Origin of the sequence: Ruminiclostridium papyrosolvens C7 (assembly GCF_000421965.1) — a bacterium.
GTDB classification, from domain to species: Bacteria; Bacillota; Clostridia; order Acetivibrionales; family DSM-1351; genus Ruminiclostridium; species Ruminiclostridium papyrosolvens_A.
Map to the genome: position 1 here is coordinate 54621 of NZ_ATAY01000088.1, position 13629 is coordinate 68249.

The 13629-nt window shown below is 37.1% G+C and carries 10 protein-coding genes and 3 tRNA genes; 6 read left to right on the top strand and 7 right to left on the bottom strand.

The window, feature by feature from the left end; all coding sequences use genetic code 11:
- Positions 1-20 precede the first annotated feature (20 nt).
- From L323_RS36975 to L323_RS36985, 3 genes are all read right to left on the bottom strand, one after another.
- Positions 21-818, bottom strand: a complete 798-nt coding sequence (locus L323_RS36975; RefSeq protein WP_020816723.1) for a TrmH family RNA methyltransferase — start codon at positions 816-818, stop codon at positions 21-23.
- A gap of 30 nt (positions 819-848) precedes the next feature.
- Entirely contained in the window at positions 849-1172 is a 324-nt protein-coding gene (locus L323_RS36980; RefSeq protein ID WP_020816724.1) for a DRTGG domain-containing protein, read from the bottom strand.
- A 128-nt stretch (positions 1173-1300) separates the two neighbouring features.
- Positions 1301-2959 carry a nucleoside kinase gene (locus L323_RS36985; protein WP_020816725.1) on the bottom strand — a complete coding sequence of 553 codons (1659 nt, stop codon included), beginning with the start codon at positions 2957-2959 and terminating at the stop codon, positions 1301-1303.
- Positions 2960-3203: 244 nt separating this feature from the next.
- On the opposite strand from L323_RS36985, the gene L323_RS36990 reads away from it, so the two are divergent.
- The 5 genes from L323_RS36990 (at position 3204) to L323_RS37010 (ending at position 8155) form a co-directional block, all read left to right on the top strand.
- Positions 3204-4823: a peptide chain release factor 3 gene (locus L323_RS36990; protein ID WP_020816726.1), complete on the top strand. Its 1620-nt coding sequence runs from the start codon at positions 3204-3206 to the stop codon at positions 4821-4823.
- A 70-nt stretch (positions 4824-4893) separates the two neighbouring features.
- A tRNA-Gln gene (locus tag L323_RS36995) sits at positions 4894-4970 on the top strand.
- A gap of 3 nt (positions 4971-4973) precedes the next feature.
- Positions 4974-5049, top strand: a tRNA-Lys gene (locus L323_RS37000).
- A gap of 172 nt (positions 5050-5221) precedes the next feature.
- Positions 5222-5677, top strand: coding sequence for a nucleoside deaminase (locus L323_RS37005; RefSeq protein ID WP_020816727.1), 456 nt, complete (start codon positions 5222-5224; stop codon positions 5675-5677).
- A gap of 510 nt (positions 5678-6187) precedes the next feature.
- Positions 6188-8155, top strand: a complete 1968-nt coding sequence (locus tag L323_RS37010) for an endonuclease MutS2 (protein WP_020816728.1) — start codon at positions 6188-6190, stop codon at positions 8153-8155.
- Positions 8156-8207: 52 nt separating this feature from the next.
- On the opposite strand, the gene L323_RS37015 is transcribed toward L323_RS37010, so the two are convergent.
- Positions 8208-8284 (bottom strand) — tRNA-His (locus L323_RS37015).
- A 342-nt stretch (positions 8285-8626) separates the two neighbouring features.
- Between L323_RS37015 and L323_RS37020 the strand changes: the two genes are divergently transcribed.
- Complete coding sequence (locus tag L323_RS37020; protein ID WP_004617411.1) at positions 8627-8803, top strand: zinc-ribbon domain-containing protein; 177 nt, start codon at positions 8627-8629, stop codon at positions 8801-8803.
- 55 nt (positions 8804-8858) lie between these two features.
- Here the strand turns inward: L323_RS37020 and L323_RS37025 are convergent, their stop codons facing one another.
- The 3 genes from L323_RS37025 to L323_RS37035 all read right to left on the bottom strand — a co-directional run bounded on the left by L323_RS37025 (position 8859) and on the right by L323_RS37035 (position 13532).
- Positions 8859-9923: an aldose epimerase family protein gene (locus L323_RS37025; RefSeq protein ID WP_020816729.1), complete on the bottom strand. Its 1065-nt coding sequence runs from the start codon at positions 9921-9923 to the stop codon at positions 8859-8861.
- A gap of 84 nt (positions 9924-10007) precedes the next feature.
- On the bottom strand, positions 10008-11786 hold the full coding sequence (locus L323_RS37030; RefSeq protein ID WP_020816730.1) for an ABC transporter ATP-binding protein: 1779 nt from the start codon (positions 11784-11786) through the stop codon (positions 10008-10010).
- On the bottom strand, positions 11787-13532 hold the full coding sequence (locus L323_RS37035) for an ABC transporter ATP-binding protein (protein WP_020816731.1): 1746 nt from the start codon (positions 13530-13532) through the stop codon (positions 11787-11789).
- Positions 13533-13629 lie beyond the last annotated feature (97 nt).

The following is a 13629-nucleotide window of genomic DNA, read 5'->3' on the forward strand; positions in this document are numbered from 1 at the left end:
CAAGCACTTATAACAAAAATTTACATGACTTTTTGTCTTACAATTTCATATATCATTATAGAAGCTGCAATAGAAGCATTTAAGGATTCAGCCTTGCCCGGCATGGGTATTTTTACGAGACTGTCCGCCATATGGGCTGTTTCCTCAGAAATACCATTTGCCTCGTTGCCTACAATAATGGCACTCTTGCCTGTCAGGTCCTCCTGAAAGTAATTGTTTTTGCCTGATAAATGAGAGGCTATTACCTTGTAACCCTTTTGTTTAAGTATTTGGATAGTTTCTGTAATATTCAATCCTTCAAATATAGGGACATGAAAAACAGAACCCATTGTAGATCTAAGAACTTTTGGAGAATAAAGGTCAACGCAGCCTTTTGACATAAGTACAGCTGAGATTCCCGCGGCATCTGCAGTTCTAATTATTGTTCCCGCATTGCCGGGATCTTGCAGACAATCCAATATCACCAAAGAATTGCCTTCCTCAATAACCTTCTCAAAATTAAATTGATTCTTTTCAAGCACTGCAAGGATACCTTGAGGGGTCTGAGTATCTGAGACTTCTTTGAACAATTTTTCAGGAACAAGGCTTATGTCGCTGCAAACACCCTTAGCCTTTTCTATCAGTTCACTACCTCCATTAAGGCCTTCCAGCTTATCGGAAATTATTATTTTTGATATAACCTGTCCGTTGTCGATGGCATCGTTGACAAAGCGTATTCCCTCTACAAAAAATAAGCCCAGAGCATCTCTGTTTTTTTTCAGGTGCAGTGACTTGATTTCCTTTAAAGTTGAATTCTGGCTGCTTTGTATATAATTCATATAAGATTTTTCCTCCGTAAATTGTACGAGCTATTGGTCTGTAAACTTTTTACAAATATCAAAAGCATTATACCGTGTGCTTATCATTATAATGCCGTTTCCCTTGGCTTTTCTTAATGTCATCTCCTCTACACTAATGTCCTCAGGTATAATAACACAGGCTACTTCAGTGAGAAGTGCAACCGCAGGTACATTAACATTTGTTAGTACGGTAATCCATGCATCGCCTTTTTTAGCATGTGACATAACCCAGCTCAATAAATCGCATATGTAAATATTATCAATAGTAATCTCTTTTAAATTATCCGTTAACACTTTACCGTCAATTTTCTTTAAAAGATTTTCCAAAGTCATACATTCCCTCCTAAAAACAGGTTAAATAACCCCAATGAACCCCAATTTCCCGGCTGCTCTGCTTTATAGGATAATTGTTGCGTCCTTCCAGCAGAACAGCACTTAAAAAACAGCTTTTTAAAAGGCTTTTAGAAGAAACAGCTTCCTCCGATAAACTCTTTTACAATTGAATTATTTGGAACATCTTTTGCATCTATTGGCAGGAAGTAGCTTAAAAACTCTATTAATCTTTTCACTTCCGAGTATCTTTCATTATCAGGCCCCAGTTTAAGCAGCAAAGGCTCTGCATATACTTTTAAAAGACACAGCTCATATACAAGGGATGAATTAAACATAATGTCTGCATTTTCTTGAAACGGGAATATGTTTTTTTCCTCACCCCTTCTCACCGAAGGCCACCTGCTTATTGTATTAATTGCAGAACACCCTCTGAATTGATTATCTCTTACAATTCTCCTTATTATTCTGGTATCAGTTGACGGTATTCTATTATGGTCATCAATGTTTAAAGATGTTAATGCACTTACATAGATTTTATATTTGTCTTCACTGGACACTGCTTCGGTAAGTTTGTCATTCAGGCCGTGAATCCCTTCTATTACAAGGATATTATTATCCTTCATAACCATTTTTTTACCCTTAGGTTCTCGTGAGCCACTTTCAAAATTATAAAGAGGTATTTCAACTTCATTGCCCTTCAACAATTGTGAAAGATGTTCATTAAACAACTCAATATCGATAGCTTCCAGTGCTTCATAATCAAATTCCCCATCTTCATCTATAGGAGTTTTGTCCCTATTTACAAAATAGTTGTCAAGGGAAATCGTTCTTGGTACAAAACCGTTTACCCTCAGCTGAATACCCAGCCTGTTTGCAAATGTAGTTTTGCCTGAAGACGATGGACCTGAAATAAGTACAATTCTTTTTTCCTCTTCATGATTTGTTATTTTATCTGCAATCTGCGCAATCTTTTTCTCATGCAGGGCCTCACTTACTCTTATAAGATCCCCAATTTCACCAGCCCTTACAATTTCATTAAGTGAACCGATGTTTTCAACACCTAATATCCTCACCCATTTTTTATACTCAATAAATACGTTAAACAGCTTTTTCTGCTCCGTAAATGGCTGAAGTCTGCAGGGGTCTGTCTTTGATGGAAACTGAATGACTACCCCCGGTTTATGAAACTTTAGTGCAAAACAATTAATATACCCTGTATCGGGTACCATGTACCCATAATAGTAATCTTCATATCCTCCACAATTGTAAAAAGTTACATAAGGTTTCTGCCTGTGTTCCAGCACCTCATACTTGTCAAGTTTGCCGCTTTCCTTATACAGCCTTCTCGCACTTTCTGTTGAAATCTCCTTTTTTTCAAAAGGTATTTTCCTTGAGACTATCTCTCTCATTCTTTTCTCAACCAGCTCAATATCATCCTGGGTAAGCTCATCCTTACCGTTTATTTCACAGTAAACACCGTTGCTCATAGGATGGGTTATCACTGCTTTTCTATCCGGAAACACATCATGAACTGCCATAATAAATATAAAATACAGGCTTCTCCTGTAAATTCTCATTCCGTCTTCATCGGTTAAATCTATAAACCCTATTTCAGCATTTTCTTTTATTCTGAAGCTAAGTTCCCTAATATCATTATTAACTCTTGCTGCAACAATGGTGGATACGTATTCCTTTTTAAAGCGTTCACTCAACTCCAGTAAGGTAGTGCTATCCTCCAATTCATACTTCTGATTCTTTATAGTAATAAATATTTGACTATTGCTCATCCAAAACCTCCGAATGCTTTATTATATATGACTTTATATAACATTTACCTAATTATACTATTCTATAAGAATTTTTAAATACCCTTTCCAATAATTATGACGCTTTTCTAAGTCTTTGGTAAATTTTAACACAATATTAAACATTGTAAAACCATTTTCTAATATTGATTACTATTTGACAGTAACAAGGCTATAATATACAATGAAACGTGGTTATAAATAGAATTTCGAGAGGTTATAAAAGATGCCTGATTTAAAAAATGAAATAAAAAAAGAAGTATCTCGCAGAAAAACTTTTGCTATTATTTCTCACCCTGACGCAGGAAAAACTACTTTGACCGAGAAACTGCTCCTTTATGGAGGAGCTATCCGACTTGCGGGTTCTGTTAAGGCAAGAAAAGCCAATAAATACGCTGTGTCCGACTGGATGGAGATTGAGAAGCAAAGAGGAATATCAGTTACCTCCAGTGTAATGCAGTTTGAATATAACGACTATTGTATCAATATATTGGATACACCCGGTCACCAAGACTTTAGTGAAGATACTTACCGAACACTTGTTGCTGCTGATAGTGCAGTCATGCTTATCGATGGAGCAAAGGGTGTGGAAGCACAGACAATAAAGCTATTTCATGTTTGTAAAATGAGGGGTATTCCCATATTTACATTTGTAAATAAAATGGATCGTGCCAGCAAAGACCCCTTTGAGCTTATGGAAGAAATCGAACAGGTTTTGGGAATCCGTTCCTACCCTATGAACTGGCCTATAGGTACAGAGGGTGATTTTAAAGGTATATATAATAGAAAGCTTTCACAAATAGAGCTTTTTGACGGCGGTTCACATGGACAAACTCAGGTATCATCAACAGTTGGTAAAGTTGATGATAAGATATTTGCAGACCTTTTAGGGAGTCATTACCATGACAAGCTTTGTGAAGATATAGAGTTGCTGGATATGGCAGGAGACGAGTTTGACAAGGAAAAAATCCGCAGCGGAGAGTTGACTCCCATGTTCTTCGGAAGTGCCATGACTAATTTTGGTGTTCAGCCATTCCTTGAGTCCTTTTTGGAATTAGCTCCTTCACCTGGAATCAAGACAACTTCCAATGGTGAAATCGACCCTGAAAGCGACAAATTCTCCGGCTTTATATTTAAGATTCAGGCAAATATGAATCCCACTCACAGGGACAGACTTGCTTTTATAAGAATATGCTCCGGAAAGTTTACAAAAGGTATGACTGTAAAACATGTAAATGCCGGCAAGGATGTACGTCTTTCACAGCCTCAGCAGTTTATGGCTCAGGAGAGAACAATCGTTGAAGAAGCATATCCCGGTGACATTATCGGTTTGTTTGATCCGGGCATTTTCAATCTGGGCGATACATTATATGAAGGAAACGGCAATGTCAGGTTTGAAGGTATTCCTATCTTCCCTGCCGAATTTTTCGCAAGGGTATCTCCTGCCGACACAATGAAGAGAAAGCAATTTATTAAGGGAATCGACCAATTGTCCGAGGAAGGTGCCATACAGGTATTCAAACAGATTGATATAGGTATAGAAGCACTTATTATAGGTGTTGTAGGTGCCTTGCAGTTTGAAGTCCTTGAATACAGGTTGAAGAATGAATACGGTGTATCCCTCCGTGTACAGAATCTACCTTTCAGACATGCCAGATGGATTGAGAATGAAGGTCTGGACCCCAGAAAATTAAACTTGCCAAGTACATCTATTATTGTTGAGGATAAGGAAGGAAGAAATTCCATTCTATTTGAAAACGAATGGTCAATACGTATGGCAGAAGAAAGAAACAAAGACCTTAAACTTATTGACATTGCAACACAGGATTTTAAAGTTCAAAAATAATAAAATAAATTGTTCGATAAAGCTTGACAAAAAGTGCAAACCCCTTTATAATAGGTTTTGCGCTTGACGTTGGGATGTAGCCAAGCCGGTAAGGCACCAGACTTTGACTCTGGCATTTCGTTGGTTCGAGTCCAGCCATCCCAGCCATTTGACCCATTAGCTCAGTTGGCAGAGCACTTGACTTTTAATCAAGGTGTCCGCAGTTCGAATCTGCGATGGGTCACCAAAACCCTTCACTCTTAAATGATTGAGGGGTTTTAATTTTGCTTTACATAACGCCTTTAGGTGCTATTATGATAGAGACTATGAAAAACTTTCCTTTTCAATACCAATAATGTATTATATTAATATCGTCGTACAGATTATAATAAAAGTGAACTAATTAAAAGGTGAGTAAAATGAATCTTTATTCCAGTATAAAACATCCAAGCGAAGATATTATGAAAGAATTAATAAGAGACCAGTGGACAAAGGATTCAATTTTTGCTGCGGTTATAGATGCTGAAGGCAATATAGTTTCTAAAGGGAAAACATCAGTTCGAGATGACTATGATCCTACGGCACATGCTGAAATAAATGCTATAAGAAGTGCATGCAAGAAACTAAAAGTAGATGTTTTACCTAAAGGGTATTGGCTTTATTCAACATTTGAGCCATGTCCTTTATGTTCTTCGGCTGTTATCTGGGCTGGATTTGAAGGTGTGGTATATGCTAATAATCCTGACTACAGAGGGAAAGAAATTAATTGGTCATTTATAAAGTGCAGTGATGTTCTACAATCAGGTAAGTATATAAATGATGTAGTATTAGTTGAAGATTTCTTAATTAATAAAATAAAAGATTACTTCAAATAAAATCTACCTGATATTCACATTATCCTAAATTAAATAATGGTTACTCCGATATTGATAAAAGATTCAATCCTTAAATTAATTGTTACCTTGACACTCCAAATGGCATATGCTATTCTGAAATTAATTTTAACAATGAAAGGAAGGTTTTGATGTCGGTATTATCTGTAAAGGTGATTAACAACTAAATAGTTGGAAAAGGTCCTTTTTTAAACAGATGGTAATCCTGTTTATTTAGTGTACCTTTTTATTACCGATACCTGAGTTTGGGTATCGTTGGACACCTGCTTCGTACGTTCAGTACATTACAGATATGCTTCAAAACCATTTTTACTAATATATAGTTATTAGCCGTATTCAAATGATTTTAGCAAAGCGTGACGGGTTTGTTCCTGTTACGCTTTTTTATTTGTTCTGGAGAACGTATATACAAGAATCGTGTCCGCTTAATTAAAAGTAAAATTTCAAGCAGATTGGACACACCTCTCTGCCTGCCGATAACCGGAGGTAAATATGAATAAATACGCTATAACACTTGAGTTTAACAAAATTATTGAAATGCTTATGGAAAATGCGGTTTCACCAAAAGCGCAAGAAAGGCTTTCGCTGCTCCAACCATATCTGAGCGAAAGTGAATGTAAAAGAAGAATGAAGGAGACCACCGATTCAAAAAGGCTTCTCGAAAGCTTGGGTACTCCCCCTCTGTCTTCAATGAACGAGCTTGATAAAATTCTTGATTTATGCTCAAAGGGAGCAATGCTTGTTCCTGAACAATTTGAGGAGGTCTTACAGTTTCTTCTGGCTTGCAGACGCATGAAATCATATCTAAAAAGGGCCGAAAGCCAAGAGAATGAGATTGCTTATTATGGCAGCTCAATAGACGCTCTTAATGACCTTTGCGAAGAAATTGAGCGTTCAATAAGAAACGGGCGTGTTGATGATTCTGCATCACCAAAACTGAAAGATATACGTAGAAGAAAGGAAAATGCCCATCAGCAAATCCGTTCTAAGCTTGAAAGTATTTTAAGGGGTAAAAAAGAATGGTTTGCAGACAGTTTTGTTTCTATGAGGAACGGACATTTCGTGCTGCCAGTCAAAAAAGAATATAAAAACATGGTAGCTGGTTCCCTCATAGAAACCTCGGCCACAGGAGGAACATATTTTATAGAACCTTCTGTTGTTCGCAGACTTCAGGAAGATATATCAACCCTTTCTGTTGAAGAAGAAAATGAGGAAAGAAAAATTCTATATACTCTGACCTCATTGGTAGATGAACAATTACCTGTGTTTAAAATCAACGTAGATATTATGGAAACTTTAGATGCCTTTTTTGCCAAGGCCAAACTTTCTGTTCAAATGAAGGCAACTGCAGCTGACATCCATATGAACCGTAGAATTGTTATTAAAGCCGGACGACACCCTCTTCTCAACCAGTCGGAATGTGTACCTCTTGACTTTGAAATCGGTAATGAAATTAGAGGAGTTGTTATAACAGGCCCCAATACAGGAGGTAAAACAGTGGCCCTTAAAACTGTAGGATTGCTTTCACTTATGGCACAAAGCGGTCTTCACGTTCCTGCCGCTCCGGGAAGTGAATTTTCAATGCACAATATGATTTTGTGTGATATCGGTGACGGTCAGAGCATTACCGAAAATTTATCAACCTTTTCCGCACACATAACAACAATTAATGATATCCTAAAGCAATCCACAGTAGAAAGCCTTGTCCTGCTGGATGAGGTAGGCTCAGGAACTGATCCGGCAGAAGGCATGGGTATAGCTACTGCAATTCTGGAAGAACTAAAAAACAAAGGCTGCTTGTTTGTGGCAACCACTCATTACCCCGAAATAAAGGACTATGCCAGAAATACACCCGGTCTTGTAAATGCTAGAATGGCTTTTGACAAGGAAAGTCTTAAACCTTTGTATAGACTTGAAATTGGTGAGGCAGGAGAAAGCTGTGCCCTGTATATTGCAAAAAGGTTGGGCTTTCCTGCACATCTTCTCAGGCTTGCTCACGAGGCTGCCTATAAGGAGTACCACTCCACCAAGGTTATTGCTTCGGAAAATAAAAAAGCTTTTTTAAGCTCTATTGGGCAGGAAAACCAGTCTGGAATTCAACCAGACTTAAAATCATCTGTCCTTATTAGGGAAAACCTAAAAAGGAATTTGCCTCAAAACCGAAGCAGCAAATTTAACATAGGAGACAGTGTTATGGTCTTTCCACAGAAAGTATTGGGACTGGTATATCAAAAAGCCAATGAGCATGGCGAAATAGGTGTTCAGATTAAAGGGCAAAAAAAGCTTATCCCCCACAAAAGATTAAAGCTCCACGTACTTGCCAGTGAGCTGTACCCGCCCGACTACGATTTTTCAATAATATTTGATACTGTTGAAAATCGCAAAGCAAGACACAAGATGGGAAAAAGACACAATCCTGACTTAATTATAGAATATGACAATGATATGACTGAAAAGTAGCAAAAAAAAAGAAAAGCAGATAAAGTAAATTTATCAGCTTTTCTTTTTTATATGGGGTGAATAGTGGAATTCGAATCCACGGCCTCCAGAGCCACAATCTGGCGCTCTAACCGACTGAGCTATACCCACCATTTATCAGTATGTCCCGCAAGACACATTTGATATTTTACGGTACAATGTTACTTTTGTCAATAGAAAATAAATTATTTTTCACTATTTTTTATTATCTAGCTCAAATACTATAAAAATACTGTAAATAAAGTATTTCTTTGCAATTCACGAATCCATTTAGCCTCTTTTATGTAATATTTTTACATTAATTATTCTAAATTTATTGCTTATTATTTTTTCAAAGTGTATAATAAAAGTGCAAAGCTTATAATTTCTTATACTGATTCATAACATCCTTTTTGGTCCGTAATGTTTAAGTTCTTATATGCTCAGCAATAAAATTTTATAGGAGGTAGACCCATGGAAGATAAAACTCTTACTTGTAAAGATTGCGGCGCAACTTTTACATTTACGGTTGGCGAGCAACAATTCTACGCCGAAAAAGGATTCACTAATGAACCAGCTAGATGTCCTGATTGCAGAAGAGCTAAGAAGGCATCACAGAAAAGCTTTAATGGCGGATTTAACAGAAGGTAATTTTCGTAATTAAGAGCAAATTTTAAGCCCCTGAAGCATCAGGGGCTTTTTGATTTTATTTATTTAAAAATTTATATATAGTTACATAATGATATGTTTCATTGGCTCTGAGAATCGGTGAAGGAAAATTCTTATGCTTCATTGCATTAGGGAAAAACTGTGTTTCAAGGCAAAGTCCCGTTCTCTTGTTGTAAACAGTATGTTTTTTTCCAATCAACTCTACCTTTTCATTTAAATGATTCCCGGAATAAAACTGTAGGCCCGGTTTTGTTGTGAATACCTGCATAGCACGGCCGCTTTCAGGGGCATACAGCTCACAGGCAACTTCATTTATATTTCCTTTTGTATTCAGTACCCAGTTATGGTCGTAACCTTGACCATATACAATCTGCTCGTCGCCGCTAGAAATCCCTTCTGAAAAACTACTCAATTTAGTAAAGTCCATTACCGTACCTTTAACATCTCTAATTTCTCCGGTAGGAATACATTCATCATTTACAGGAGTAAATTTGTCTGCATTAATATATATATGATGTTTCAAAACATCTCCGGAATCATGTCCGGATAGGTTGAAGTATGCATGGTTTGTAAGATTTACAACCGTGTCCTTATCAGAAACAGCATTATAGTCTATTTTTAACTCATTATCTTCTGAAAGTGAATATTCTACCTTTACGTTTAGATTTCCGGGGTAATTTTCTTCACCGTCAGGGCTAGTATGAGTCAGAACTAACTTTTGAAATCCTTTTTCTTCTTGTATTTCAGCATTCCATACTACATTATGAAAACCTATTGTACCACCGTGAAGATGGTTATTACCATCATTCTTCACAAGTTCGTAAACTTTTCCGTTTAATTCGAATTCAGCACCTTCAATACGATTGCCGTGCCTTCCAATTAACGCTCCCATATATGCATCATTTTCCATATATCTTTTAATATCATCGAATCCCAGAGCAATGTCCGCAATCTTTCCGTTTTTATCCGGCATAAGTATAGAAACAATAGTTCCTCCGTAGTTTAATATATCTACAGACATATTGTTTGAATTTTTCAAGGTATAAATATCTACTTGAGTACCATTCGGCATTTTTGCAAAATTCTTCTTAGTTATTGACAATGTTATTTCCTCCTGTAAATTCATTCTATATTACTATATATTTAACTATATAATAATTCAATATAACATGTACTGTAAACACTTTTATCCTGCTTCCATAACACTGAATTGAGAATTATATAATTTGTAATAGTATCCTCTCGCCGCCATTAGCTCGTCGTGTGTTCCCCTTTCAACAATTGACCCGTTATCAACATACATAATACAATGGGCATTTTTTATTGTTGAGAGCCTGTGAGCTATAATAAATGAGGTTCTTCCAACCAGAAGGCCTTGCAGCCCTTTTTGCAGTGCAAGCTCTGTTCTTGTATCAATGCTTGAGGTTGCTTCATCCAGTATCAGTATTCTGGGGTCTGCCAGAAGTGCTCTGGCAAAGGAAATAAGCTGCCTTTCACCGATTGAAAGTCTTGTACCTCTTTCATTTATCTCTGTATAGTAGCCATTTGGCATATTCATAATAAATTCATGTGCACAAACGGTTTTTGCAGCCCTGATGGCCTCTTCATCCGTGGCATCCGGCCTTGCATATTTTATATTGCTCATAACCGTACCTGAGAAAAGGAAGGTATCTTGCAACATTACTCCCATCTGTTTCCGCAGAGACTCTAGCTGTACTTCTATTATATTTATACCGTCAATCAGCACCTCTCCCTCCTGAACATCATAGAACCTGCTCAGAAGATTAATTATGGTACTTTTCCCTGCTCCCGTAGGGCCTACCAATGCTATTGTGCTTCCCGGTTGGAATCTGAAGTTTATCTTGTCAAGAATCTTTTTACCTTCTTCATAGCTGAAACTCACGTTTCTGAATTCCACAGCTCCCTTTACCTCAGGCATTGGAATGGCTCCCGGCAGATTTTCTATAGAAACCTCCTCATCCAGTGTCTCAAATATTCTTTCAAGATATGCCATGGCATTTATCATTGCGTTGTAGAAATTCCCCAGATTGCTTATAGGCTGCCAGAACCTTGATATATAGCTGGTAAATGCAATCAGAACCCCTATGGTTATCCCCTTTACCCAGAATATTCCGCCAAAATAAAGTATTATTATACCGATTGTTGAAATGGTTTCTATTATGGGCCACAATACGAAATTGGCTTTTACGAATCTCATCCATGCCCTTCTGTAAATCTTGTTTAATTCATGAAAAATACCTTGGTTCTGTTCCTCTCTTGCAAAGGACTGAGTTACCTTAACTCCACATATGCTTTCATGTATATAGGCGTTGAGGTTTGACTGCTTCATGCTCAATGCCTGTGTATTTTTCCTCTGAATATTTTTTATTAACATTATGCATATAAATAATGGAGGAAGTCCAATCATACTGATTAAGGTAAGCTTCACATTTATAAAGAGCATGAAAACTATTATGCATACAAGGGTGAACATATCTGTTATAAAGTTTATAAAACCGTTTGTAAGCAGGTCGCTAAGTGAGTTTACATAATTTACGACTCTTACAAGTATTTTTCCATGGGGACGACTGTCATAATAAGAAAAAGGAAGTTTCTGAATCTTATAGAATATGTCTTCCCTTATCTTTTTGACTACATTGTTCCCAAGCTGAGACATGAGGATTACCCTGAATTTAAAACATATCGCATTTACTATCAGAGTTACTACAAAAATTCCTGATAGAATAACCAGTCCCTTTATATTACCGGCGGGTATCTTGTAATCTATTGCATTCTGTACAAGAAGCGGGCCGATAAGGTTTGCAACGCTTGCAGTAAGCATCAATAAAACTGTTACAAACATTGTAAGCTTGTATGGTTTCAAGTACTTTAAAAGTCTTATAAGGTCTTTCATTTTGAATTTTGTTAATAATTCTTCATCGACATCATATTTGTTTCTTGCCATTTAGCCCACCTCCTTTTCATCTAGTCCGTCAAAGTCCCCGTACTGGCTTTGATAAACATTGTAGTAATAACCCTTTAAATTCAACAGTTCCTTATGTGTTCCCTGCTCAATTATCTGTCCGCCATTCAATACAATAATTTTGTCTGCATTTTTCACGGATGATATTCTGTGTGCAATAATAAAAGTGGTTTTATTATTGTAAAAGGACCTTAGTGTCCTGTGAATTTCAAATTCTGTTTCCATGTCAACACTGGAGGTTGTATCGTCCAGGATAAGTATGGACGGGTCTTTGAGTATTGCCCTCGCTAAAGCAATTCTCTGTCTCTGACCGCCGGAAAGCCCGACTCCGCGTTCTCCTATAATGGTATCATAGCCCTCAGGCAAGGATGATATGAAATCATCGGCATCTGCTATACCGGCTGCCTGCTTTATGCTCTCATAGGGAGCATCAGGCACACCATAAGCAATATTCCCTTCTATAGTATCTGAAAAAAGGAATACGTCCTGCATTGCAACTGATACTTTTGAACGCAGTGTTCTCAAATCCATATCCTTTACATTTACATTGTCAATAAGTACTTCTCCTTCGCTGCAATCATAAAATCTGCATATCAGGTTTACAAGGGTGGATTTTCCTGACCCTGTAGGGCCGATTATTGCAACTGTTTCTCCCGGCTTGGCTTTGAGGCTCACATTTTTCAATACTTCGTCATTATCGTAACCGAAGCTGACATTTTTGAATTCAACGAATCCCGTAATTTCTTTTTTAGCAGCCTTTTCTATATTGCTTATTGCTGATTCATTATTCAGATATTCACGTATTTTGTCTGCTGATGCATTGAATCTTTGTATGTCATTAATAAGCCAGCCGAAGTTCCTCATTGGATTACCCAGTGCCCATACTATAGAGTTAAAGGTTACCAACTCGCCTATTGATATCTTATTATTAATTGTAAGTATTCCCCCCACAATCAAAATAATCAGCGAAAGAGTTCCGGCCAGAGCATCTATAATGGGAAGATATTTTGACCATACTTTTGCGGAATCCATGTTTCTCTGACGATAGGCTTCGTTTTCCTTGTCAAATTTGTTTATTTCTATGTATTCTGTTGCAAAAGCCTTTATTACCCTGTTTCCACTGATATTTTCCTGTACAACGGAATTGAGCCTGGAAAATTGTTCCCTTATTGCAGAGAAAGTTGGTCTAACGTCACCTGCCAACCTTATTGCAGCCCATGCAAGAAAAGGTACAACAAGAAGCATAGCCAGAGTAAACTGCCAGTTGATAGTAAATAACAGTGTTACGGCAAAAATAAATATTGCAGCGTTTTCAAAAACCATGTATATTACCCATGAAATGAGATGGCGCACAGTATCCATATCTCCTGTCATTCTTGCCATAATGTCACCGGTTCTGGTGGTGTCAAAAAATTTGAAATCCATATTCTGAAGCTTTTGGTACATACTCTCCCTGATTTTCATATAAGCTCCCTGAGATATGGTTTCAAACATAATCTGATACGAAAACCTGATTATAGATTTTATAATCGTAGCTGCCAACATAAGCATACACAGCTTTAAAAGCATGTCGTGATGGCTTTGCTTAATTACCTTGTCAATTATTATGCCGGAGACATACGGGGTAACCATACTAAGAGCGGAAGCCACCAATACAAATATCAGGGCAATACACATTCGGAGTTTATATTTTCTGATATACTTCCAAACCCACTTCACATTTTCCATAATAAATCCCTTTCACAATGCCATTAATTTTCTTTATTAATTATAATTGATAAGTTTTCTTATGGAATGGATATTCTTTATCTGGTAATGTACATTT

Coding starts and splice junctions, on each gene's coding strand:
- L323_RS37005 (WP_020816727.1), top strand. CDS start 5,222: ATGAATCTTTATTCCAGTATAAAACATCCAAGCGAAGATATTATGAAA.
- L323_RS36980 (WP_020816724.1), bottom strand. CDS start 1,172: ATGACTTTGGAAAATCTTTTAAAGAAAATTGACGGTAAAGTGTTAACG.
- L323_RS36990 (WP_020816726.1), top strand. CDS start 3,204: ATGCCTGATTTAAAAAATGAAATAAAAAAAGAAGTATCTCGCAGAAAA.
- L323_RS37010 (WP_020816728.1), top strand. CDS start 6,188: ATGAATAAATACGCTATAACACTTGAGTTTAACAAAATTATTGAAATG.
- L323_RS37020 (WP_004617411.1), top strand. CDS start 8,627: ATGGAAGATAAAACTCTTACTTGTAAAGATTGCGGCGCAACTTTTACA.
- L323_RS36985 (WP_020816725.1), bottom strand. CDS start 2,959: ATGAGCAATAGTCAAATATTTATTACTATAAAGAATCAGAAGTATGAA.
- L323_RS36975 (WP_020816723.1), bottom strand. CDS start 818: ATGAATTATATACAAAGCAGCCAGAATTCAACTTTAAAGGAAATCAAG.
- L323_RS37030 (WP_020816730.1), bottom strand. CDS start 11,786: ATGGCAAGAAACAAATATGATGTCGATGAAGAATTATTAACAAAATTC.
- L323_RS37035 (WP_020816731.1), bottom strand. CDS start 13,532: ATGGAAAATGTGAAGTGGGTTTGGAAGTATATCAGAAAATATAAACTC.